The sequence below is a fragment of the Flavobacterium sp. 22659 genome (genome assembly GCF_052044235.1).
Taxonomy (GTDB): Bacteria; Bacteroidota; Bacteroidia; order Flavobacteriales; family Flavobacteriaceae; genus Flavobacterium; species Flavobacterium johnsoniae.
The window spans coordinates 102,654-125,742 of sequence record NZ_JBQEMU010000015.1; the positions used below are offsets into that span (position 1 = coordinate 102,654).

Consider the following 23,089-nt stretch of genomic DNA (forward strand, 5'->3'; position numbering starts at 1 on the left):
GTTTAATACTTATTACGATATCAGTATTTTATCCTAAATTATAAAAGGTATTATTTATGTCTTTCAATTGTAATAATTATTCCAATAGCAATAGCAGGCCTTATAAAACAAAAGAAAGATGACAGATTTCAGGATACACACAACTTTAAAAACGCAATTTATAGAATGTTATTTATAGCTGTTGTATTGATAGTTATTTTTTTTTAACGAAACAAAATCACTTATAATAATTTACTATTTATAAAAAAACAGCTCAAAAAATGAGTTGTTTTTTGTTATTAATAGTAAGAATCACGACCATTTTTTATATTACAAATTTTATTAAACGCCCAAATAATCTATATTTGTATTTCGAAAAATAAAACGAATACCTTAATATGAAATTACTAGAAGGAAAAGTAGCAATCATTACTGGCGCTAGCCGCGGAATTGGTAAAGGAATTGCAGAAGTTTTTGCTAAACACGGAGCAAATGTAGCATTTACATATAGTTCATCTGCAGCGTCTGCTGAAGCTCTTGAAAAAGAATTAAATGCTTTAGGAGTAAAAGCAAAAGGTTACCAATCTAACGCAGCTGATTTTAATGAAGCACAAACTTTTGTTGATGCAGTTTTAGCTGATTTTGGAACTGTTGATATTTTAATTAACAATGCCGGAATTACAAAAGATAACTTACTTATGCGTATGTCTGAAGCTGATTTCGACCAAGTTATTGATGTTAACTTGAAATCTGTTTTCAATATGACAAAAGCAATCCAAAAAACTTTCTTAAAACAACGTGCAGGATCTATTATCAATATTAGTTCTGTTGTTGGAGTTTCTGGAAACGCAGGGCAGACAAACTACGCAGCTTCAAAAGCCGGAGCAATTGGTTTTACAAAATCAGTAGCTTTAGAATTAGGTTCTCGTAACATTCGCTGCAACGCAATCGCTCCAGGTTTTATCGAAACTGAAATGACTGCAAAATTATCTGAAGATGTAGTAAAAGGATGGAGAGAAGGAATTCCGTTGAAACGCGGCGGAACTACAGAAGATGTAGCAAACGCTTGTCTTTTCTTAGCTTCAGACATGAGTGCTTACATTACAGGACAAGTTCTTAATGTTTGTGGAGGAATGCTTACCTAATATGTTACTTGTTTGTGGTTTGTTGTTTATTGTTCTGCAGCCAAAAACTATAAACTAAAAACTATAAACCCAAATTAAATATGACTACAAACACGATTTTATTATTATTACTTTCTTTAGTAATAGCGGGTGGTTTGTCGTACTTTCAATACTTTTATAAAGCCAAAAACAAATCAAATCTGATTTGGTTTTTGGCTTTTTTACGTTTTCTGGTCATTTTTGGATTGTTGGTTTTATTGATAAATCCGATAATTTCTAAAAGTTCGCTTCAAATAACCAAAACACCTTTGGCAATTGCCGTAGATAATTCAAGCTCAATAGCTGCTTTAAAATCAGATAAAAAAGCCCTTGAATTATACCAAAAATTAATATCTAATCCGGCTTTAAAAGAAAAATTCGAAATTCAGTCTTATCAATTTGATGATGAATTTAAAACATCAGATAAATTTGATTTTAAAGGAAACCAGACTAATCTGGATGAAGCTGCCAAGAATTTAAAAAGCATCAACAAAAACCTGACTTTCCCAACGGTTATTATTACTGACGGAAATCAAACTACAGGAAACGACTACGTTTACAGATTCGATCCTGCTAATAAAGTTTATCCTTTGGTTGTGGGAGACACAACTACGTTTTTTGATTTAAAAATAAATCAGCTGAACGTAAATAAATATGCTTTTCATAAAAATAAATTTCCCGTAGAAGTTTTTCTACAATATGCAGGAGACAAACCAGTAACGGCAGATTTTACAATTTCACAGGGAAATTCTGTTGTGGCAAAAGAAAAAGTTTCTTTTTCATCGTCTAAAAAAACAGCTTCTTTAAATTTACTTTTGCCGGCTGATAAGGTTGGGCTGCAAATTTTTAGAGCCAATATATCTTCAAACGCAAAAGAGAAAAACAGTTACAATAACATCAAAAATTTTGCTGTAGAAATAATCGATCAAAAATCTACAATTGCCATTGTTTCTTCTATAAATCATCCAGATATCGCAGCTTTAAAACGTGCTGTAGAAGTTAATGCACAGCGTAAAGTAATATTGGTTAAACCAAACGATATTAATCAGTTACAAGAAGCTTCGGTTTTAGTTCTATATCAGCCAAATTCATCCTTCAAACAGGTTTTTGATAACAATAAAGCAGCAGGAAGAAACACTTTTATTATAACCGGAAACAGCACTGATTTTAATTTCCTGAATCAGCAGCAAAACAATCTGGTTTTCAAAATGAGCGGACAAGTCGAAGATTATTTGTCTGAATTTCAATCGCAGTTTAATTTATTTGCTATAGATAATATCGGATTTGAAAATTTCCCGCCTTTGCAGAATTTATTCGGAACAATTTCAACAAACGGAAATGTTTCAGTTTTACTTTCTTCAAAAATTAGAAATGTTTCTACAAATGCGCCTTTATTGGCTTTTGCCGAAAACCAGGGAAAACGAACAGCTTTTCTTTTAGGAGAAAACAGCTGGAAATGGCGCTTACAGAGTCATATCGATAATCAGTCGTTTGAGAAATACGATGTTTTTGTAGACAAAGTAATCCAATATTTAGCAACTTCGGCTTCAAAAAAATCTTTGGTTGTAACACACGAAAACTTTTATAATTCTGGAGAAGATATTGTAATCAATGCGCAGTATTTCAATAAAAATTATGAGTTTGATGAAAAGGCAAGATTAACAATTACGGTTACAAATGCCGAAACCAAACAAGCAAAAAACTACGACTTATTAAAAGGAAATAATTCTTTCTCTGTAAATTTAGAAGGGTTAACAGCAGGGAAATACAATTTTACAGTAAAAGAATTAAATTCGAACACTTCATATTCTAGTCATTTCGAAATTTTAGATTTTGATATCGAAAAGCAATTTGTAAATCCTGATGTTTTAAAATTGAAACAATTGGCCTTACAAACCAATGGAAAAGCCTTTTTTGAAAATCAGGAAGAAGATTTGATTAATACACTTTTAGAGAATAAAGAATACAAATCAATCGAAAAAAATGTATCAACCAAAACTCCAATTATAGACTGGGTTTGGTTATTGATTTTAATTGCCGCTTTATTAACGACAGAATGGTTTGTTAGAAAGTATAATGGATTGTTGTGATAAATATAATTGAATTCCTTCTGACATTTTGTAATCTTGTGATTGTAATTAAAAGTATAAAATTATGAAAGTTAAATTCTTTTTTATCGCAGCAATTTTGATGGTAATTTTTTGTTTTTTTTCATTTTCAGAGACAAATAATACCAATAAAACCATTTTTTTTGAAAACACGATTCAGCAGCGTTTTCAACTGCCTCAGGGATTTGTGAGAGAAGAAGAATCTAAAACTTCGTTTGATTATTTTTTACGAAATCTTCCATTAAAACCATTGGGTTCAAATGTTTTGTATTTTGATGGAACTACAAAGCCAAATCGAAATGTTTATGAAGCGGTTGTGGATTTACCCATTGGAAAACAGGATTTGCATCAATGTGCTGATGCTGTGATGCGTTTACGAGCAGATTATTTTTATAGCCAAAAGCAGTACGATAAAATACATTTTAATTTTACAAATGGTTTCCGAGCCGATTTTAGTAAATGGACTGCAGGTTACAGAATTGCAATTAAAGGAAATAAAACCAGCTGGATTAAAACTGCAAAACCATCCAACAGTTATGAAACTTATTGGAAATACTTAGAGAAGGTTTTTATGTATGCAGGAACGGCTTCGTTAGAAAAAGAATTGAAACCAATTAATGCTTTAGACATAAAAATAGGGGATGTTTTTATAAAAGGAGGCTTTCCAGGTCACGCTGTTATTGTAGTTGATATGGCTGTGAATCCAAAAAACAATCAAAAAATTATGCTTTTAGCACAAAGCTATATGCCGGCACAGGAAATTCAAATTTTGAAAAATCTAAATAATAGTTCGTTGAGTCCTTGGTACGCTGTCGATTTTGGCACTTCTCTAAAAACTCCCGAATGGACTTTTAGTTCCTCACAATTAAAACGTTTTTAAATGAAACGATTCTTTTTTTTAGTCCTTATATTTCAAAATGCTTTTTCTCAAGAAATTCCATTGAATGTTCAAAAATTAATTAAAGCATATCCAGATCAAATTATTGATTATAAGGACAATAAAATTATTTTTAGTAATAAATCAAGCTTAATTTATGATGATTTTAAAAATAAAACGAATCAGGAATTATTAGATAATCCTGATATTGAGGATCAATTTAAGTTTGTTTATAATAAAGCAGATAAGAATTTAATTCCAAAGGAAGATGCAGGAAGAATTCGAAATGAAGCTTTTTTTAAGAAAATCTACGGAAATTCGAAATCAGAAGTTGAATCAAAAATGACTGAAATTATTTGGTGTCCGAAATTAGTCAATCAAAAAGTAAAAGTAACAACCGTAAATGGAATTGATAAAATAGTAAAAAAACTCTCAGCAGAATTAGATAATAATCCAGAATTTAAAAAATACATTAATGTTATTGGAGGTACATTTAATTGGAGAAAAATTTCAGGAACAAACCGATTGAGTATGCATAGTTATGGAATGACAATAGATATTAATGTCAAAAATTCTAATTACTGGCAATGGGATTGTAAATGTAAAAATGAAGAAGTTACGCTTTCATATAGAAATCAAATTCCCCTCAAGTTAGTTTCAATTTTTGAAAAATATGGCTTTATTTGGGGAGGAAATTGGAAACATTATGACACAATGCATTTTGAGTATCGACCTGAACTTTTGTTATAATTTGAAATTATTTTATTTTTAAAAGAAATACAGAGAAAAGAAGATTACGAATTAAAAAAAATATAATTATGGATTTCAGGCTGAAAGTATTTTATACCGTTGCACTGCGTCTTAATTTCACTAAGGCGGCTACTGAATTGTATATTACACAGCCAGCAGTTTCCAAACATATTCAGGAACTCGAAGAAACCTATAAAACAAAACTTTTTGAACGAAACGGTTCTAAAATCGCGTTAACTCCAGCTGGAGAAATTCTGCTAAAGCATACAAAAGAGATTTTTGAAATTTACCGGGAAATAGATTTTGAAATGAGTTCCTTTATCAGCGAGCGTCAAGGATTACTGCGATTAGGAGCAAGTACAACCATTTCGCAATATATTATTTCTCCAGTTTTGGCCAGTTTTCATCAAAAACAGAAAGATATAAAAGTCAATTTGTTAAACGGAAATACAGAACAAATTGAAAATGCTTTAATTAATAAAGAAATCGAAATTGGAATTGTTGAAGGGCAGTCAAAAAATCAATCTATCAAATACATTTCGTTTTTAAAAGACGAATTAGTTTTAGTCTGCAGCAGTAAAAATCCGTTTGTAAAACAAAATGAAATTTCAGTAAACGATTTAAAATCAATGAAATTCATTACTCGTGAACGCGGATCTGGAACACTTGAAGTTATAGAATTTGCACTTAAAAATGTCGGTTTAAAATTTAGCGACCTGCAGATTGAAATGCAGTTAGGAAGTACAGAAAGTATAAAATCGTATCTGCTCAATTCAGATTGTTTTGCATTTATGTCTATTCATGCCGTAAGTAAAGAATTGAAAAATAAGGAATTAATCGTTTTGGATGTTGAGAAATTATCCATAGAAAGATACTTTTATATTATCACTTTATTAGGAAAATCTGATCCTTTATCAGAATTGTTTATTCAAAACATTGCGAATCACTATAACTTGAAGTTATAGTCGATTGTATTTTACGATTGGCGATTATCATTTAATCGTCGGAACTTTGCAGGGTAATTATCAATTATCCTATTTTGAAAACGAAACAACAATCCGCATCACAACTATTTGAAATTAATCATTATTTACAGCAGATCATTTTTGCAGTAATTGTTCTTTTGTGTCTGTTTTCGATTATTTCACCTCCAGTGGCATTATTACTTGGAGTTATCATTGTGAATGTTTTTGGAAATCCATTTATAGAATTCAATCACAAAGCCATAACTTTCTTATTACAGTTTTCAGTAGTCAGTCTGGGTTTTGGAATGAACGCATCGAGTGCATTATCAGCAGGAAAAGAAGGATTTGTATTGACAGTTTTTTCTATTTTCAGCACCATAATTTTTGGTTTGCTTCTTGGGAAATGGCTTAAAACAGAGAAAAAAACATCACACTTAATTTCCTGTGGAACTGCAATTTGCGGCGGAAGTGCCATTGCAGCGATTTCTCCCGTTATAAAATCAAATGAAAATCAAACATCAATTGCTTTGGGAGTTATTTTTATTCTAAATTCAATTGCATTATTTGCTTTCCCGTTTATTGGGCATCAGCTCGATTTATCACAAAAAGATTTCGGTTTGTGGTGTGCAATCGCTATTCACGATACAAGTTCTGTTGTTGGAGCTGCAAACAAATATGGAGCCGAAGCTTTACAGATTGCAACAACTGTAAAGCTTGCAAGAGCTTTATGGATTATCCCTATTTCTCTTTTAACAGCTGTAATTTTTAAAAACAAAAACAGCAAAATAAAAGTTCCATATTTTATTGGTTTGTTTGTTTTAGCGATGCTTTTAAATTCTTATGTTCCGCAAATTTCTGTTATTGCGCCAGGCATTGTAGCTTTAGCTAAAATAGGTTTAACAATAACACTGTTTTTAATTGGTGCAACTCTAAATATAAATACTTTAAAATCAGTAGGTGTGAAGCCTTTATTGCAGGGGATATTTTTATGGATATTTATTGCCGGCTTAAGTTTAACAGCAATTATTTACCTAAGTTAGATTTATTTTACGTTTGAAAATTTTACAATAGGTTTATCTATCATTTTATAGAATTTTCCTTTAAATGAAAAACGTCTTTCGATCTCAAAACTAAATGCTTTTTTTGTTTTTGCCATTTCTGCTATTTCCACAGGAAAATCAACATCAAAATCATCTTCAGCTCGCGCTGTTTTGTTGTAAGATCCTTTAGTTTTAATAATTATATCTCTAAAATGTTTTTTAGCATTATCATTTACAACTGTATAAGATCCTGACCAGGAGATAAATGAAGAATTGGTTAACTGGTATTTATCAGCTTCTAAAATAGGCTGGTATTTACCATCTAAACCTGCAACAAGGTAAAGATAACCTTCATACGCACCACCGGCACCGCCATTTGCATGCATCAATGTAAAGGCAAATTGATCTTCACCAATTTCAACTAATTTAGGAGTAGGGCATTGCGCAAAAGCACCAAAAGCAGCAACAGCAGGTTGAAAAGATCTCATTTCCCAAGAACTTCCATTTTTAGCAAATTTAGCTAAGCTAAGCAGTCCGCCTAAAAAGCGTCCGGTTTGCAGACCGTCTTCATCATGAACAGAATGATTAAAAGCTAATATCTTGAATTGATTTCCCTTTGAATCTGAATAATCTATATTGGCAAGAAGCCTGGTTGCAACGCCTTGTGTATAAGGAAATAACTGATCGCCTTCGACACCGTTTACATCCAGAAAAGGTGAAGCTTTACAAGATTTACATTTCCAGCTTATAAAGGTGTTTTTATCTGCAAGATTGTATAATTTTCCCGGAAAAAGTTTCTGCATTGTTTTTACGCCGTCAAGCGGATCAGCAATTTTTAGTATTCTTTTTGGGTTTAAAATAGTATCGCTAATGTTTTTAGGTTGGATATCAGCATCTTGAGCGAAACAAAAAACATTCAAAAACAAAAAGAAATTTAAAATTAAAAGGCGCATAATATTGTGTTTATATAATGAAACAAATATATAAAGAAATTGATTGTTAATATGAACTTATATCACTTTCAAGGCTCAAAAATTAAAAATGTTAAATTAGTAGAATCTTATTAATACTATTCTTTGCGTTTTCTTTAATTAAAGCTAAATTTGCTCCCTCAAATAAAATTTACAAATGAAAAAAATCCAAATGAGACCAAAATTAATCGCTTTCGGTGCTTTAATTATTGGCTTTTTTATGCTATCATGGGGAAATGTAGGCCATGAACGTATTAATAAAGCAGCTGTAATGGCTTTACCAAAACAATTGCAAATATTTTTCTACAATCACATTGATTTTATTACACAGGAAGCTTCGGTTCCGGATATCCGAAAATATGCTTTAAATTATAAAGAAGAAGGTCCCAGACACTATTTTGATATGGAAAACTTTGGTGCTGCTGACACTTATCCGCAGACACTAGAAGAAGCAAAACAAAAATACGACGCTAAATTTTTAAGTGATAACGGAATCCTGCCTTGGTACATCGAAGACATGATGACAAAGCTGACTAAAGCTTTTAAGGAAAAAAACAGAGCCGAAATTTTATTTCTTGCAGCAGATTTAGGTCATTATGTAGGTGATGCGCATATGCCATTGCATACATCTGCAAATCACGACGGACAGTTAACGGATCAAAAAGGAATTCACTCTCTTTGGGAAAGCAGACTTCCTGAATTATTCGTTAAAAATTACAAATTAAACGTTCCTGAGGCACAGTATTATACAGATGTTCATAAAGCAATCTGGGACATGATTAACGATACACACAGCTTTGCACAGCCTTTATTAGATATTGATAAAAGTCTTAGAACTGCAACTCCGCAGGACAAAGTATTTAAATTAGATGCAGAAGGTAAAGTGTTGAAAAGCAAATATAACACAGCTGTTTTCTCTGATGAATATGCTAAAAAATTGCACGAACAATTAAATGGAATGGTGGAGACTCAAATGAGAAAAGCTATTACTGCAACGGCAAGTTTTTGGTATACTGCCTGGGTAAATGCAGGAAAACCAGATTTAAGCGATTTAGATTCGCCAGCGGTTACACAAAGAAATTATCAATCTTTACAAGATGATTTAATACTATATAAAAAAGGAGATTTATTCGGAATGAAAAATCAAAACGACTAAAAAAGAGTTTTCAGTCTTAGTTTTGAGTTTTCAGTTTTGAAAACTAAACTTTAAAAAAAAAGCCTCAAATTCATTTGAATTTGAGGCTTTTTTGATTGTTGTTTTTATGAATTAACGAACCTTTGCATATAATTTAGCTTTTTGAGAGGTAGAACTCAAGTCTTTAAACTGATATTCTTTCTCTTTCAATAAATATGAAGCTGATTGATAATAAGAAATAGTTTCGTCTACTAAATTTGATTTCTTAGATTTTAACGGAATTTCGTCATAATAAATCTGATATTCAGCAGATGGATCAATTTTAGTTTGTTTTAACTGAAACTGTTTGATCTCTTGTTTTGGAGATAAAATCGTTAATACATCATCCTTTATTAAACCCAAATCCTGATAAGTAGCAATAAAAGCACGAGGCTTATAATTTGGTTTTAAAACATCCTGTCCGAAAAACTTACTGTTATAATCAAAATGTAAAATTCCAAAAAGCGTTGGCATGATGTCAATCTGCGACATTAATTTATTATACTTTTCAGGCTTTTTATTTGGTGTATAAATAAGAGCCGGAATTCTGTATTTGTCCAGCGGCAGTTCTGTTTTACCAGCACTCGAAGCACAATGATCTGCAACAATTACAAAAACCGTATTATTAAACCAAGGCTGTCTGCCTGCCATTTCAAAAAATCTTTTAAGAGCGTAATCAGTATATTTTACACCGCCTTCACGCGATTTAATATCACCCGGAATATCAATTTTATTGTTAGGATATGTAAAAGGCCTGTGATTACTTACCGTCATAATATGATTGAAGAAAGGCTTATTTTGTTTTGCCTCATCATTCATAATCTTAATAGCTTTGTTGTACATATCTTCATCACAAACACCCCATACGTTAGAAAAGGTTATTTCGTTTGGAGAAAAGCTGGATTTATCGACAATTTCGTAACCATTTCCAGAATAAAAATCCTGCATATTGTCAAAAAAAGCATCGCCGCCGTACATGAATTTTACATTGTAACCCTTTTGCTTAAATATCGCTCCTGTAGAAAATTTGTTTTTATTGTCTTCTCGTTTTACAACACTTTCACCAGCAGTTGGAGGAATACACAATGTTACAGCTTCAAGTCCGCGAACAGTTCTGTTTCCTGCAGCATATAAATTAGTAAACTGCATGCTTTTTTGTGCTAAACTATCCAGAAACGGAGTTATATTTTCTTTATTTCCGTAAGCCTTCATAAAATCAGCACTTAAACTTTCAACCGTAATCAAAACTACATTTTTGCGAGTTTCTGCAGAATCGCTGGCAATTTTTTGAGTAGAAATTTTTCCGGAAATATCAGGGAATTGTTCTTTTAAAATCGCAAAAGCTTCCTGATTCGGCATTGTTTTGTAGAATTTAAAATAATCCAGTTTATTATTCTGAAAAGCCAGGTAAAACTTGTATAAGCCATTTGACTGCAGTTCGTTTACAAATACATTTTTAGAATTTTCGGTTTTAGCCAAATTTGGAATTGCATAAAGCGCCGCTAAAAACAAACCTAAATAAACCGCTGAAATTTTGATTTTTTGAGTAAAAGTTGGAATATCATTAATATAATCTGCGGATCTTTTTACAATAAAATAAGTTACTGTGCCGCTTATTAAAAATAAAGCCGAAAATATAGGAACTACAGGATATGACTGCATGATGTTTCCAATTACCTCATTTGTGTAAATAAGATAATTAACAGCAATGAAATTGTATTTTACACCAAATTCATTCCAAAAGAAAAATTCACTCAATCCGTTTTGAAGAATCAATAAGACGTATAGAAAAATTACAAAACTAAAAAGCCAGAAACGTATTTTGTTTTTCCACTTTGGTAAAAAAAGAAATAAAGCAAACAGAGCTGTTTTTATTCCAATAAAAATTAGAATAATTCTTGGCAGTGCACCTCCATATTCATCAAAAATACTTTTGCCTGATGCAACATAAAGGAACAATGCTGTCAATAATCCTAAAATAATATACCCCGAAGGTTTGTTGTATTTTGAATTAGAAACAAAAATAAGATACAGCCAAAGAAAAATCCCGGCTATTATAAAAACAAAAAAATCTGATACTAATCCTAAGCTAAAAATTTTAAAACTTTCTAAAGCAGTAAAAGAACTTTGCGTTATAGGATGAAACAGTAATACAAGGCGCAATACTAAACTAATTGAGAAATAGAAGATTGCAAGATTGTAAAATGGAGACAGCTTTTTGTAAAAAATCATATCGTTAATTATTTTTTACAAAATTAGATTCGATTAATTAACATTAGATGAAGTTATGCTTTTACCTTGCTTAGCCTAAACTTAATTTTTGCTTAAGATAACAATTCAGATATTACTCTCATGGTTTTAAAGATTTTTTGACCTGTAAAATAGCTATCTTTGAAAAACGTAAAATAAATTTAACCTTGAATCAAAGTTTAACATGCATATTTTAATTGTTGAAGATGAGCTTGGAATTGTTCAGTTTTTAGAACAGGGACTTCGTGAAGAAGGATACCAGATTACGACCGCCAATGATGGATCTAAAGGTTTTGAGTTGACACAAAATCACACATTTGATTTGATTTTATTAGATTGGATGCTGCCAAAAATTAACGGGCTCGATTTGTGCAAAGCCATAAGAATTAAGGATAAAAAAACACCCATTATTTTTTTAACCGCAAAAGATACCGTTCAGGAAACCATTGAAGGACTGCGTGCGGGAGCAAATGACTATATAAAAAAGCCATTTAGTTTTGAAGAATTGGTAGAAAGAGTCAAAATTCATTTTAGAAATAAAGCTACAGATGAAATACTTACGCTCGGCAACATTACAGTTGATCTTTCTAAGCATATCGTTTTAAAAAATGACGAAGAAATCAATTTAACGCAAAGAGAATTTGAATTACTGACGTATTTAATTAGAAAAAAAGGCAAAGTCTGTACCCGAAACGAAATCTTAAAAGATGTGTGGGATATTAATTTTGAATATGATACCGGAGTAATTGATGTTTTTATGAATGCGATTCGTAAAAAACTGAACCTTAAAATTGAAGAAGATTACATTAAAACTATTCGGGGCATTGGTTATATCGCCAATGATTAAGCAAGATGAAATTATTATCTTTTAAAAATAGAATTGCATTAAACTATATTGTAGGAACAGGGCTTTTGGTTCTGGCAGTTTTTTCGGCTATTTATTTTATTGTAAAACTTACCGTTTACAATCATATAGATGAAAATCTTAATATAGAGGTTCAGGACCACTTAAAAGAAATTAAAGTTGAGAACGGCGTTGTAATTTTAATGGATGCAGAAGAATGGGAGGAAAGAGAACACAACTCTGTTGATGTAAATCCTGTATTTGTTCAGTTTTTAGATTTAAATAAAAAAATCATTGAAAAATCTCCTAATTTAAAAAATGAGAAACTCGTTTTTCATAATAACAAAGATCACTTTCAGCTTTTTGATACTAAATTATTAGGAAATAAAATTCGCCAGATACAAGTACCGCTTCATTTACATTCAAAAAAAATCGGCTATTTGATTATTGCGATGTCTTTGTCAGATTCTTCAAAGGTATTAGATAATCTAATGGATACCTTATTGGTTACATTTCCCATTATTTTATTGATTTTATTTTTTCTTGCCAGATTCTTTGCCGGAAGAAGTATAAAACCCATAAATGATATTATTCAGACTTCGAATATTATTACAAAAGACAATCTGAAAACAAGAATTCCGCTGCCTAAAACCAGAGACGAATTATACACACTTTCTAAAACAATAAATAATTTATTAAATAGAATTGAAGACGCAATTGAACGCGAAAAACAATTTACATCTGACGCCTCGCACGAGTTAAGAACGCCACTAACAGTAATTAAAGGAACACTTGAAGTACTTATTCGTAAACCTAGAGACAGCAGGGAATACGAAGATAAAATTAATTATTGCATAAACGAAGTCGACCATTTAAATATGCTTGTTGACCAGCTCTTAACAATGGCTCGTTTTGAAAATCAAAAGCATCAGATAAATGCAGAAAACGTTTATTTAAACGCTGTAATTTTAGATGTTTTAACTTTGAATTCAGAGAAAATAAACAGCAAAAAACTCAAAGTAAAATTTGATGCCGGCCAGGATCATTACACCTATTCAGATAATTTTCTGATCATAACAATTTTAAGAAATATAATTTCAAACTCACTTAAGTACACGAAAGATGGTGGAGAAGTTTCTGTTTTCCTTTCTAAAGAAGGAGACAGAACAATCTGCAGAATTTCAGATAACGGAATAGGAATTGCAAAAGGTGATCTCGAAATGATTTTTAATCCTTTTTTTAGATCAAATTATACAGATCATCCTGAAATAAAAGGAGTTGGTTTAGGTTTGTCTATAGTAAAAAGAATTACAGAACAGCTTGATATTCAATTTAAAATAGAAAGTAAAATAGGAGTTGGCACAACTGTAATTTTAGTTTTTAAAGAAGAAATGAAAACGATATCGTAAATTGAAAATTTATAATAGAAACTGCGCTTCAGCTTTTTTTTAACAATAAACTATCGTTAAGTTATATTAAAAATTGCTTTTTTATGAAATTAACTAGTATATTTGCAACCGAATCAAAGAATTATAAAACAAACCAAACAATGATTTCAAATCAATTACATCATCATCATTTACATTATTGCTCTCAAGCGATGTGTTAATGGTATGTGTGTAAATCATCATATTTTAAAACCCGTTTGAGTACATCAAACGGGTTTTTTTATACCAATTCTTTGTACTCAAACTATTAATCAAACAACAACTAAAAAAATGAGTACTTTAAAAATTGCAATTCAAAAATCAGGTCGTTTAAACGAAGACAGTATCCAAATCCTTAAAGACTGCGGTATTTCAATCAATAACGGAATCGACCAGTTAAAAGCTGAAGCTTCAAACTTTCCTCTTGAAGTTTTGTATTTAAGAAATTCAGATATTCCTCAGTATTTGATTGACGGTGTAGTAGATTTAGCCATTGTAGGCGATAATCTTTTAGTAGAAAAAGGGAAAAATATCGAAGTTGTACAGCGATTGGGATTCTCAAAATGTAAAGTTTCTGTAGCAGTCCCTAAAACTTTTGATTACAAATCAATTCAGGATTTAGCAGGTCTTAGAATCGCAACTTCTTATCCAAATACCGTAAATGAATACTTTAATTCATTTGGTTTAAAGGTTGATATTCACCAAATTTCAGGTTCTGTGGAAATTGCGCCAAATATAGGCCTTGCAGATGCTATTGTAGATATTGTTTCAAGCGGAAGCACCTTATTCAAAAACAATTTAAAAGAAGTTGAAGTTATCCTGAAAAGTGAAGCCGTTTTAGCAGTTTCGCCAAAAGTTTCTCCAGAAATCCAAAAACACATTGATACCTTAAAATTCAGAATCCAGTCGGTTTTAAGAGCCAGAAATTCAAAATACATTTTGATGAACGTTCCAAATGACAAAATTGACGCAGTTGGAAAAATCCTTCCGGTTTTAAGAAGTTTAACCGTTCTGCCATTAGCACAGGAAGGCTGGAGCAGTGTACACTCGGTAATTGATAAAGATACCTTTTGGGATGTAATCGATAAATTAAAAGAAGTGGGAGCAGAAGGAATTTTAGTATGCCCAATTGAGAAAATGGTTCTTTAGGGCTTCGCCCGCTTTAGGCAGTAGGCTTAAGCTTTAGGCTTTTGAAAAGTCTGCTCCTTAAGAAAAAAATAAACACAACGTTAATAAAGCCTAAAGCCCACAGCTTAAAGCTTAAAGCTTAAGAAAATGAATAAAATAGACAATCCAAAACCAGATACTTGGTCTGAAATATTAAAAAGACCAACCCAGACAATAGACGATATTGAAGTAACCGTAAAAGAAATCTTCAAAGAAATCCAGAAAAAGGGAGACGAAGCGGTAGCAAAATATACCTCAATTTTTGATGGAATTGCTTTAGACAGCTACGAAGTTACAAAGGAAGAAATACAAGAAGCAATTGAAATGATTCCAGATGATTTGAAAGAATCAATTCAATTGGCAAAAGACAATATTTATAAATTTCACAGCGCTCAAAAAACAAATAGAATTGACGTTGAAACTATTGAAGGCGTAAACTGCTGGCAGGAAAAAAGACCAATTCAAAAAATTGGATTATATATTCCGGGCGGTACAGCACCTTTATTTTCAACAGTTTTGATGCTGGCAGTTCCAGCAGAGATTGCAGGTTGTAAAGAAATAGTATTATGTTCACCGCCAGATAAAAAAGGAAAAATTAATCCGGCAATTTTATATGCTGCTAATTTATGCGGCGTAACTAAAATTATAAAAGCAGGAGGAATTCAGGCAATTGCCGGAATGACCTTCGGTACACAATCTATTCCAAAAGTGTATAAAATTTTTGGACCTGGTAATCAGTTCGTAACCGTTGCCAAACAATTAGCGACACAATTTGGAGTAGCAATTGATATGCCGGCCGGACCTTCAGAATTATTAATTGTAGCCGATGATACAGCAGTTCCGGCTTTTGTAGCTTCTGATTTGCTTTCTCAGGCAGAACACGGAACAGACAGTCAGGTAATTTTGGTTTCGACTTCAAAAAAAATGATTATCGAAGTAGAAAAAGAAGTTCAGTCACAGCTGGAAGTTCTTCCAAGAAAAGCTATTGCTGAGAAAGCAATCGAAAATTCAAAACTAATTTATGTTGAAAATGATCAGAGAGCTTTGGATTTAATTAACGAATATGGTCCGGAACACTTTATAATCTGCTCTCAATATGACGATTTTTACTGTAACGGAATTGTAAACGCAGGTTCTGTTTTCATTGGAAATTATACGCCGGAAAGTGCCGGAGATTATGCTTCAGGAACTAATCATACTTTGCCAACCAATGGTTATGCGAAAAATTACAGCGGTGTAAATCTGGATAGTTTTATGAAATCGATGACATTTCAGAAAATTTCTGAAAAAGGAATTCAAAACATCGGAAAAGCAATTGAAACTATGGCTGAGGCCGAAGGGCTGCAAGCGCATAAAAATGCTGTGACGTTAAGATTAAAGAGTTTAGAGTAAAAGACATAAGGAAGAAGAAAGAAGCAAGAGTTAAGATTTTTTAAAGTCTTTCTTCTTGATTCTTGCTTCTTAAAAAAATAAAGCAATGAATACGTTCGATATAAATACAATAACAAGAGAAAACGTAAAATCTTTAAAACCATATTCTTCAGCAAGAGATGAATTTGAAGATTTTGATACAGCCGAAATGATTTTTCTGGATGCTAATGAAAATCCGTTTCAAAATGGTGTAAACCGTTACCCGGATCCGCAGCAGAACTCAGTTAAAGCTATTTTGGCCAAAAATAACAATACAAAACAAAGTCAGATTTTATTAGGAAACGGAAGCGATGAAGTTTTAGACTTGCTTTTTAGAGCTTTCTGCGAACCAAATAAAGACAATATCATTTCATTGCCGCCAACTTACGGTATGTATGGTGTTTTAGCTAATATCAATGCGGTAGAAAATAGAGAGGTTTTGCTGACAACTGATTTTCAGCCACAGGTAGAAAAGATTTTAGAAGCTGTTGATGAGAGAACCAAAATCATCTTTTTATGTTCGCCAAACAATCCAACAGGAAATTCATTTTCTGACGAAAGTGTGGTGAAACTGCTTCAAAATTTCAAAGGTTTAGTGGTTATTGATGAAGCTTATATTGACTTTTCAGAAAAAGAAAGCTGGCTGACAGAAATCGATGAATATCCGAATTTAGTAATTACACAAACGCTTTCTAAGGCTTATGGTTTAGCAGGAATTCGTTTAGGGATTTGTTATGCATCAGAAGCGGTAATTTCGGTTTTAAATAAAATTAAACCACCTTATAATGTAAACGAATTAACGCAGCAAAGAGCGAAAGAACGTTTAAAAGATTCAGATAAAATTAAACAAGAAATAGCTTCAATTATTGAGCAAAGAGAAGAATTGCTTAAAGTTTTACTTGAAGTAAGTTTTGTTGAAAAAGTATACCCGACAGAAGCCAATTTTATTTTAGCAAAAGTGGATGATGCCAATAAAAGGTACAATCAATTAATCGAAAAAGGAATCGTTATTCGTAACAGAACGACACAGCCTTTATGCGAAAATTGTCTTCGTTTTACAATTGGAACAAAAGAAGAAAACGCTGTTGTAATTAGAGAGTTGAAATTGTTGTAATTAAAATATAGACCACAGATTACACAGATTGAACGGATTTTATTTTTACTATTAAGTGTAAAAATTTGAAATCAGTTTAATCCGTAAAATCAGTGGGCAAAAATAAAATATATGAAAAAAGTACTTTTTATCGATCGTGACGGAACGATTGTTTTAGAACCAGAAAATTACCAATTAGACAGTTTAGATAAACTGGAATTTTATCCAAAAGCTTTTCAATATCTGGCTAAAATTGCCTCTGAATTAGATTACGAATTGGCAATGGTAACCAATCAGGACGGATTAGGAACGGATAGTTTTCCAGAAGATACGTTTTGGCCGACACAGAATTTTATTCTTAAAGCCTTTGAAAACGAAGGAGTTGTTTTTGATGAAATCTTTGTTGACAGAACTTTTCCGGAAGAAAACGCGCCAACACGCAAACCAAGAACGGGAATGCTGACAAAGTATCTGAACAATCCAGAATATGATTTAGAAAATTCTTTTGTTTTAGGTGATCGTTTAACTGATGTTGAATTGGCTAAAAATCTAGGTGCAAAAGCCATTTTCATGAATATAACTGATGGAATTGGAAGCAATGAAATTTCATCAAAACGAGAAGAATTAAACGATACGATTGCGTTGCAGACGATAGATTGGAAAAGAATTTACGAGTTTCTAAAATTAGAAGCGCGTTCAGCTTCGATTACCCGTAAAACCAATGAAACCGATATTTATATCAACTTAAACCTTGACGGAACTGGAAAAAGTAAAATCGATACCGGAATTGCCTTTTTTGATCACATGTTAGATCAAATCTCACGTCACGGACAAATGGATTTGGAAATTACTGTAAAAGGCGATTTAGAAGTCGATGAGCACCATACAATTGAAGATACGGCAATTGCTTTAGGAGAAGTTTTCGCGAAAGCGTTAGGAAATAAACTAGGAATCGAACGTTACGGATTCTGTTTACCGATGGACGATTGTTTAGCACAGGCAGCAATTGACTTTGGCGGAAGAAACTGGCTGATTTGGGAAACTGAATTTAAACGTGAAATGGTTGGTAAAATGCCGACAGAAATGTTCTATCATTTCTTTAAATCATTTACCGACGGCGCAAAAGCAAATTTAAATATCAAAGCAGAAGGAATCAACGAGCATCACAAAATCGAAGCTATCTTTAAAGCTTTCGCGAAAGCAATAAAAGTAGCTGTAAAAAGAGATACCGAAAAAATGATTTTGCCTTCAACGAAAGGAATGCTTTAATTGAGTCAAAAGTTGAAAGTCATAAAGTCGAAAGTTTTCCAAAATGGGGATATTAGAATCGACTTTATGACTTTAGACTTTAGACTTTAAGACTAAAATTAAATGAAAATAGTAATTATAAATTACGGAGCAGGAAATATTCAGAGCATAATGTTTGCTATTGAAAGATTGGGTTTTAAAGCGGTTTTGAGTAATAACCCAGATGAAATTAAATCGGCAGATAAAGTGATTTTTCCTGGTGTAGGTGAGGCGAGTTCGGCTATGGCGAAACTTCGTGAAAGCGGATTAGATAGTCTGATTCCGCAATTGAAACAGCCTGTTTTAGGAATATGTCTCGGAATGCAGTTGATGTGCAATAAATCGGAAGAAGGAAATACGAAAGGATTGGAGATTTTTGATGTTGATGTTGTGAAATTTTCAAACAACGTAAAAGTGCCGCAAATGGGATGGAATCAGATTTATGATTTAAAAACCGATTTGTTTAAAGGAATTTCTGAAAATGAGTTCATGTATCTGGTTCATAGTTTTTACGCTCCAAATTGTGCAGAATCTATCGCCACAACAAATTACGATGTTGAATATGCATCGGCTTTGCAAAAAGATAATTTTTACGGAACACAATTTCATCCAGAAAAAAGTGGAGATGTTGGAGAAAAGATTCTAGGTAACTTTTTAAAAATGTAAAATTTCAATATCAAAAATCAATTTCAATCAAAATAACAATTTTGAGAATCAGAAAGACTTTATGACTTTAGACTTTCAAACTTTAAGACTTAAATAAAATGAGAATAATACCAGCCATAGATATCATTGAAGGAAAATGTGTTCGTTTGTCCAAAGGTGATTATGATACCAAAATAATTTATAATGAAAATCCGCTTGAAGTGGCAAAATCATTTGAAGCACACGGAATTGAATATTTGCATTTAGTTGATCTTGACGGTGCAAAATCAAGCAAGATTGTCAATTATAAGATATTAGAACAAATTGCAACGCAAACGAGCTTAAAAATTGATTTTGGAGGCGGATTAAAATCCGATGATGATTTAAGAATTGCTTTTGAAAGTGGTGCAAACCAAATTACCGGCGGAAGTATTGCTGTAAAAAACAGAGCAATTTTTGAAAAATGGATTTCAGAATACGGTTCAGAAAAAATTATTTTGGGAGCTGATGCAAAAGATGAAAAAATAGCAGTTTCCGGCTGGTTAGAAGAATCAAATGAAGACTTGGTTCCGTTTATTCAGGATTATCAAAATAAAGGAATTCAATACGTTATTTGCACCGATATCGCCAAAGACGGAATGCTGCAAGGTCCAAGTTTTGATTTGTACAGTAAAATTTTAGCAGAAGCTAAAGGCGTCAAACTAATCGCTTCTGGAGGAATTTCAACTTTTGACGAATTGCCAAAATTAGCCGAATTAGGTTGCGAAGGAACAATTATAGGAAAAGCGATTTACGAAGGAAGAATTACTTTAAAACAGTTAGAGGATTACATAATAGGTTGATAGTTATTGGTTGTCGGTTGATAGTTTATCATATTGCCCAACAACCAACAACCAACAACCAACAACCAAATTAAAAATGTTAGCAAAAAGAATAATACCCTGCTTAGATATAAAAAACGGAAGAACTGTAAAAGGTGTTAATTTCGTTGACTTGCGTGATGCGGGAGATCCTGTGGAACTGGCTGAAATTTATTCAAGAGAAGGTGCAGACGAACTGGTTTTTCTGGATATTTCAGCAACTGAGGAAAGACGTAAAACGCTGGTGAATATGGTGCGAAGCGTGGCAGAAAAAATCAACATTCCGTTTACCGTTGGCGGCGGGATTTCATCTGTTGAAGATGTTGATATTCTGCTGAATAATGGAGCTGATAAAGTTTCGATTAATTCATCGGCAGTAAAAAATCCGCAGTTGATTAATGATTTGGCTCAGAAATTTGGAAGTCAGTGTGTTGTCGTAGCAATCGATGCGAAACAAATTGACGGACAATGGATTGTACATTTAGTCGGTGGAAAAGTTCCGACTGAATTGAATTTATTCGATTGGGCTGTTGAAGTGGCAGAACGAGGAGCAGGAGAAATCCTTTTTACTTCGATGGATAACGACGGAACTAAAAATGGCTTTGCAAACGAAGCTCTGGCAAAACTATCAGAATTAGTAAATATTCCAATTATTGCTTCGGGAGGAGCTGGAAATATACAGCATTTCGTAGATTCGTTTAAAGAAGGAAAAGCAGATGCCGCTTTGGCAGCAAGTGTTTTTCATTTTAAAGAAATCGAAATCAAAGCATTAAAGCAAGAATTAAGAAAGAATGGTGTTGAAGTTAGACTTTAAGAGAAGCAGGAAACAAGAAGAAGGAGAAGATTTAATCTAAAATAAAAGAGTTCAGCAATCTAAAATCTGAATTCTAAAATCTAAAATAATTATGGATATCGATATCAAAAGCGCACACGGATTAATTCCGGCCATAATTCAGGATTCTGAAACAAAAAATGTTTTGATGCTGGGTTATATGAACGAAGAATCGCTTCAAAAAACAATAGAAACTCAAAAAGTAACTTTCTTTAGTCGCTCTAAGCAAAGACTTTGGACAAAAGGCGAGGAGAGCGGTAACTTTTTAAATCTGGTAAGCATTAAAAATGATTGTGACGGCGATACGCTATTAATTCAGGCAAAACCAGTTGGACCAACGTGCCACACAGGCGCAGATACATGTTGGCAAGAACCCAATGATGCGAATTACGGTTTTATTTCACAATTAGAAAATACAATCAAAACCCGTAGAGAAAATGCTGATTCTGAACAGAGTTATGTAGCTTCTTTATTTGCAAAAGGAATCAATAAAATTGCCCAAAAAGTTGGTGAAGAGGCAGTAGAAGTAGTGATTGAAGCAAAAGATGACAACGACGATTTATTCCTTAGCGAAAGTGCTGATCTGTTATTTCATTATTTGATTTTATTACAGGCAAAAGGATATCAGTTAAATGATGTTGTAGAAGTTTTAAAGAAACGCCAAAAATAATATTTAGTAAAAATCCAGTTATTTTGACAATAGTAAAACTCATGTTTTAAACTTTGTAGAGATTTATAAAGTTTATAATATGAGTTTTTTGTTTAATATAAATCGTATAAGTAAAACTAATTAATTGAGTTAAATCTTGTTAAAATTTATTTTTTTTTTAATGGTGTATGGTTATCTTTGCAAAAAAAAATGAATAGAGGAATTGAAGATTTAAAACAAAAATTTTCTAATAATTCAATATTAACGACTGATGAACTAATATTTCTTTCAGAAAATTTTGTAGATACAATCTTAATTAAAGGCAGATTTGATAATACTGTCAAAGCTTTTTATACCCACAGTAATTTTTTAAAATTATCCAAATTAATTGTTTTTCATGATCGATTAAAATTTTCTCATTTACTTAAAAAAATAGACAAAATTCATTTAATTGAAATAAAACTATTTAATAAAGAAGCCAAACTGGATATGCTTTTTGGAATATTTCTAGTTTTATTAGGTGTAGTTTGTTTATTTTTAGTTATATATAATTTTGGAGAGCTAAATCCATCTTTGCTTTCTTTATTAATCATTGGTGCATTCATCTTTGGTTTTTTGTGGTATGGTTTATTGATTTTTTTGTTAGGAACAAAAAAACATCAACAATTTAAGTAGGAATAACTTATATTTTTTAACCTGTATTATACATAAATAATGAATATTCAAAAAATTAAAGAAAATTTTTCAAATAAAAAAGATTTGCTTCAAGATGAACTTTTGATGCTTTTTGAAGACTTTATTTATGTCGTTTCAAGAAAAGGAAAATTTGATAATAGGTTTAAAGATTTTTATAACTATAAAAATTACAAAAAATTAATTAGGATATTGGTTTCAAAAAATTACTGTAAAGTTTCCGATTCATTACTCTCACAACTTGAAGATGTACATTTAATTGAAATAAAAATTTTAAACAGAAAAGCGATAACCATGATGTGTGTTGGTTTGTTATTTTTCTTTTTAGGTTTTGTAGTTTATAATTTAGATTTTGATATCAGAAAAATAAGCCTAAGTATTATTGCTGTTTTATCTAGTGCATTTTTCTTTATTTCAGGACTTTTTATCTTTCTGCGTGGTATACATATTTATGAATAAATAGGTTTTTAAAAATGGAAATTAAAAAAATAAGAGAAAGAATAGCAAATGAAGGTGATTTTTCTGATGCTGAAAAATATCTGGTCTTATTAGATGATACAACAAATTATGTTTTAAGGGAAGGAAAATTTGGTATCAAAAAAAATACAATCCATACATTAGATCACTATTTTTTCTTAAAAAATAAATTACAAAAGGTCAATATTCCTGAATGTCTTAAAAGTAAAATCAATGAAGCCGATTTAATAGGAATAGAAAATTGTAGAAAATTTTATCAATTTCATAGAAATATTGGTGTTGTTACTGTACTGGCTGGCATTATCTGTTATTTACCATTTGGTTTTCCGATTAGTATGACAATTTTTATAATTGGAATTATTCAAATTTATGTAATAGTTGAGTATTATAAGAATGCTAAACAAAAATTCAATTTTAAAAATTAAAGT

22 protein-coding genes are annotated in these 23,089 nt (G+C 31.7%); 20 read left to right on the forward strand and 2 right to left on the reverse strand.

Annotated features, from left to right (window positions below; all coding sequences use genetic code 11):
- The first annotated feature begins 377 nt into the window (after positions 1-377).
- The 6 genes from fabG (at position 378) to ACTJIW_RS15500 (ending at position 6,882) form a co-directional block, all read left to right on the forward strand.
- The gene (gene fabG / locus ACTJIW_RS15475; protein WP_012024948.1) at positions 378-1,124 is read left to right on the forward strand and encodes a 3-oxoacyl-[acyl-carrier-protein] reductase; all 747 of its coding nucleotides are present in this window, start codon (positions 378-380) and stop codon (positions 1,122-1,124) included.
- 80 nt (positions 1,125-1,204) lie between these two features.
- Positions 1,205-3,232: a hypothetical protein gene (locus ACTJIW_RS15480; RefSeq protein WP_440716620.1), complete on the forward strand. Its 2,028-nt coding sequence runs from the start codon at positions 1,205-1,207 to the stop codon at positions 3,230-3,232.
- A 64-nt stretch (positions 3,233-3,296) separates the two neighbouring features.
- Entirely contained in the window at positions 3,297-4,130 is an 834-nt protein-coding gene (locus ACTJIW_RS15485; RefSeq protein WP_440716621.1) for a DUF4846 domain-containing protein, read from the forward strand.
- Positions 4,131-4,877, forward strand: coding sequence for a M15 family metallopeptidase (locus ACTJIW_RS15490; RefSeq protein ID WP_440716622.1), 747 nt, complete (start codon positions 4,131-4,133; stop codon positions 4,875-4,877). It abuts the gene before it with no gap.
- Positions 4,878-4,945: 68 nt separating this feature from the next.
- Positions 4,946-5,842: a LysR family transcriptional regulator gene (locus tag ACTJIW_RS15495; RefSeq protein ID WP_440716623.1), complete on the forward strand. Its 897-nt coding sequence runs from the start codon at positions 4,946-4,948 to the stop codon at positions 5,840-5,842.
- 74 nt (positions 5,843-5,916) lie between these two features.
- Positions 5,917-6,882, forward strand: coding sequence for a YeiH family protein (locus ACTJIW_RS15500; RefSeq protein ID WP_440716624.1), 966 nt, complete (start codon positions 5,917-5,919; stop codon positions 6,880-6,882).
- A 2-nt stretch (positions 6,883-6,884) separates the two neighbouring features.
- Here ACTJIW_RS15500 and ACTJIW_RS15505 read toward each other — a convergent pair whose 3' ends face one another.
- Complete coding sequence (locus ACTJIW_RS15505) at positions 6,885-7,835, reverse strand: hypothetical protein (RefSeq protein WP_440716625.1); 951 nt, start codon at positions 7,833-7,835, stop codon at positions 6,885-6,887.
- A 175-nt stretch (positions 7,836-8,010) separates the two neighbouring features.
- Between ACTJIW_RS15505 and ACTJIW_RS15510 the strand changes: the two genes are divergently transcribed.
- Complete coding sequence (locus ACTJIW_RS15510; RefSeq protein ID WP_149207406.1) at positions 8,011-9,009, forward strand: zinc dependent phospholipase C family protein; 999 nt, start codon at positions 8,011-8,013, stop codon at positions 9,007-9,009.
- Between the two features lie 111 nt (positions 9,010-9,120).
- On the opposite strand, the gene ACTJIW_RS15515 is transcribed toward ACTJIW_RS15510, so the two are convergent.
- The gene (locus tag ACTJIW_RS15515) at positions 9,121-11,259 is read right to left on the reverse strand and encodes a sulfatase-like hydrolase/transferase (protein ID WP_440716626.1); all 2,139 of its coding nucleotides are present in this window, start codon (positions 11,257-11,259) and stop codon (positions 9,121-9,123) included.
- A 202-nt stretch (positions 11,260-11,461) separates the two neighbouring features.
- Between ACTJIW_RS15515 and ACTJIW_RS15520 the strand changes: the two genes are divergently transcribed.
- The 13 genes from ACTJIW_RS15520 to ACTJIW_RS15580 all read left to right on the forward strand — a co-directional run bounded on the left by ACTJIW_RS15520 (position 11,462) and on the right by ACTJIW_RS15580 (position 23,086).
- Complete coding sequence (locus tag ACTJIW_RS15520) at positions 11,462-12,124, forward strand: response regulator transcription factor (protein WP_012024939.1); 663 nt, start codon at positions 11,462-11,464, stop codon at positions 12,122-12,124.
- Positions 12,125-12,129: 5 nt separating this feature from the next.
- The gene (locus tag ACTJIW_RS15525; RefSeq protein WP_440716627.1) at positions 12,130-13,530 is read left to right on the forward strand and encodes a sensor histidine kinase; all 1,401 of its coding nucleotides are present in this window, start codon (positions 12,130-12,132) and stop codon (positions 13,528-13,530) included.
- 309 nt (positions 13,531-13,839) lie between these two features.
- Complete coding sequence (gene hisG, locus ACTJIW_RS15530; protein WP_274253637.1) at positions 13,840-14,697, forward strand: ATP phosphoribosyltransferase; 858 nt, start codon at positions 13,840-13,842, stop codon at positions 14,695-14,697.
- A gap of 126 nt (positions 14,698-14,823) precedes the next feature.
- The gene (hisD, locus tag ACTJIW_RS15535; protein ID WP_440716628.1) at positions 14,824-16,107 is read left to right on the forward strand and encodes a histidinol dehydrogenase; all 1,284 of its coding nucleotides are present in this window, start codon (positions 14,824-14,826) and stop codon (positions 16,105-16,107) included.
- A gap of 85 nt (positions 16,108-16,192) precedes the next feature.
- Positions 16,193-17,239, forward strand: coding sequence for a histidinol-phosphate transaminase (gene hisC / locus ACTJIW_RS15540; protein WP_440716629.1), 1,047 nt, complete (start codon positions 16,193-16,195; stop codon positions 17,237-17,239).
- A gap of 111 nt (positions 17,240-17,350) precedes the next feature.
- The gene (hisB, locus tag ACTJIW_RS15545; RefSeq protein WP_440716630.1) at positions 17,351-18,487 is read left to right on the forward strand and encodes a bifunctional histidinol-phosphatase/imidazoleglycerol-phosphate dehydratase HisB; all 1,137 of its coding nucleotides are present in this window, start codon (positions 17,351-17,353) and stop codon (positions 18,485-18,487) included.
- 102 nt (positions 18,488-18,589) lie between these two features.
- Complete coding sequence (gene hisH, locus ACTJIW_RS15550; protein ID WP_440716631.1) at positions 18,590-19,171, forward strand: imidazole glycerol phosphate synthase subunit HisH; 582 nt, start codon at positions 18,590-18,592, stop codon at positions 19,169-19,171.
- A 98-nt stretch (positions 19,172-19,269) separates the two neighbouring features.
- Positions 19,270-19,992: a 1-(5-phosphoribosyl)-5-[(5-phosphoribosylamino)methylideneamino]imidazole-4-carboxamide isomerase gene (hisA, locus tag ACTJIW_RS15555; protein ID WP_440716632.1), complete on the forward strand. Its 723-nt coding sequence runs from the start codon at positions 19,270-19,272 to the stop codon at positions 19,990-19,992.
- A 76-nt stretch (positions 19,993-20,068) separates the two neighbouring features.
- Positions 20,069-20,824 (forward strand): imidazole glycerol phosphate synthase subunit HisF, encoded by a 756-nt coding sequence (hisF, locus tag ACTJIW_RS15560; protein WP_012024931.1) that lies wholly within the window; start codon positions 20,069-20,071, stop codon positions 20,822-20,824.
- Positions 20,825-20,915: 91 nt separating this feature from the next.
- Positions 20,916-21,512 carry a bifunctional phosphoribosyl-AMP cyclohydrolase/phosphoribosyl-ATP diphosphatase HisIE gene (gene hisIE / locus ACTJIW_RS15565; RefSeq protein ID WP_121361249.1) on the forward strand — a complete coding sequence of 199 codons (597 nt, stop codon included), beginning with the start codon at positions 20,916-20,918 and terminating at the stop codon, positions 21,510-21,512.
- Between the two features lie 189 nt (positions 21,513-21,701).
- Positions 21,702-22,166: a hypothetical protein gene (locus tag ACTJIW_RS15570; protein WP_440716633.1), complete on the forward strand. Its 465-nt coding sequence runs from the start codon at positions 21,702-21,704 to the stop codon at positions 22,164-22,166.
- A 39-nt stretch (positions 22,167-22,205) separates the two neighbouring features.
- Positions 22,206-22,643: a hypothetical protein gene (locus tag ACTJIW_RS15575; RefSeq protein ID WP_440716634.1), complete on the forward strand. Its 438-nt coding sequence runs from the start codon at positions 22,206-22,208 to the stop codon at positions 22,641-22,643.
- Between the two features lie 14 nt (positions 22,644-22,657).
- Positions 22,658-23,086 carry a hypothetical protein gene (locus ACTJIW_RS15580; protein WP_440716635.1) on the forward strand — a complete coding sequence of 143 codons (429 nt, stop codon included), beginning with the start codon at positions 22,658-22,660 and terminating at the stop codon, positions 23,084-23,086.
- The last annotated feature ends 3 nt before the right edge of the window (positions 23,087-23,089 follow it).

Bases quoted from the DNA above. Each gene is read 5' to 3' on its own strand.
- ACTJIW_RS15505 (WP_440716625.1), bottom strand. From the start codon at position 7,835: ATGCGCCTTTTAATTTTAAATTTCTTTTTGTTTTTGAATGTTTTTTGT.
- ACTJIW_RS15520 (WP_012024939.1), top strand. From the start codon at position 11,462: ATGCATATTTTAATTGTTGAAGATGAGCTTGGAATTGTTCAGTTTTTA.
- ACTJIW_RS15580 (WP_440716635.1), top strand. From the start codon at position 22,658: ATGGAAATTAAAAAAATAAGAGAAAGAATAGCAAATGAAGGTGATTTT.
- ACTJIW_RS15570 (WP_440716633.1), top strand. From the start codon at position 21,702: ATGAATAGAGGAATTGAAGATTTAAAACAAAAATTTTCTAATAATTCA.
- ACTJIW_RS15490 (WP_440716622.1), top strand. From the start codon at position 4,131: ATGAAACGATTCTTTTTTTTAGTCCTTATATTTCAAAATGCTTTTTCT.
- hisG (WP_274253637.1), top strand. From the start codon at position 13,840: ATGAGTACTTTAAAAATTGCAATTCAAAAATCAGGTCGTTTAAACGAA.
- hisA (WP_440716632.1), top strand. From the start codon at position 19,270: ATGAGAATAATACCAGCCATAGATATCATTGAAGGAAAATGTGTTCGT.
- hisD (WP_440716628.1), top strand. From the start codon at position 14,824: ATGAATAAAATAGACAATCCAAAACCAGATACTTGGTCTGAAATATTA.
- ACTJIW_RS15515 (WP_440716626.1), bottom strand. From the start codon at position 11,259: ATGATTTTTTACAAAAAGCTGTCTCCATTTTACAATCTTGCAATCTTC.
- hisF (WP_012024931.1), top strand. From the start codon at position 20,069: ATGTTAGCAAAAAGAATAATACCCTGCTTAGATATAAAAAACGGAAGA.
- hisH (WP_440716631.1), top strand. From the start codon at position 18,590: ATGAAAATAGTAATTATAAATTACGGAGCAGGAAATATTCAGAGCATA.
- hisB (WP_440716630.1), top strand. From the start codon at position 17,351: ATGAAAAAAGTACTTTTTATCGATCGTGACGGAACGATTGTTTTAGAA.
- hisC (WP_440716629.1), top strand. From the start codon at position 16,193: ATGAATACGTTCGATATAAATACAATAACAAGAGAAAACGTAAAATCT.
- ACTJIW_RS15495 (WP_440716623.1), top strand. From the start codon at position 4,946: ATGGATTTCAGGCTGAAAGTATTTTATACCGTTGCACTGCGTCTTAAT.
- ACTJIW_RS15480 (WP_440716620.1), top strand. From the start codon at position 1,205: ATGACTACAAACACGATTTTATTATTATTACTTTCTTTAGTAATAGCG.
- fabG (WP_012024948.1), top strand. From the start codon at position 378: ATGAAATTACTAGAAGGAAAAGTAGCAATCATTACTGGCGCTAGCCGC.
- ACTJIW_RS15525 (WP_440716627.1), top strand. From the start codon at position 12,130: ATGAAATTATTATCTTTTAAAAATAGAATTGCATTAAACTATATTGTA.
- ACTJIW_RS15510 (WP_149207406.1), top strand. From the start codon at position 8,011: ATGAAAAAAATCCAAATGAGACCAAAATTAATCGCTTTCGGTGCTTTA.
- ACTJIW_RS15575 (WP_440716634.1), top strand. From the start codon at position 22,206: ATGAATATTCAAAAAATTAAAGAAAATTTTTCAAATAAAAAAGATTTG.
- ACTJIW_RS15485 (WP_440716621.1), top strand. From the start codon at position 3,297: ATGAAAGTTAAATTCTTTTTTATCGCAGCAATTTTGATGGTAATTTTT.
- hisIE (WP_121361249.1), top strand. From the start codon at position 20,916: ATGGATATCGATATCAAAAGCGCACACGGATTAATTCCGGCCATAATT.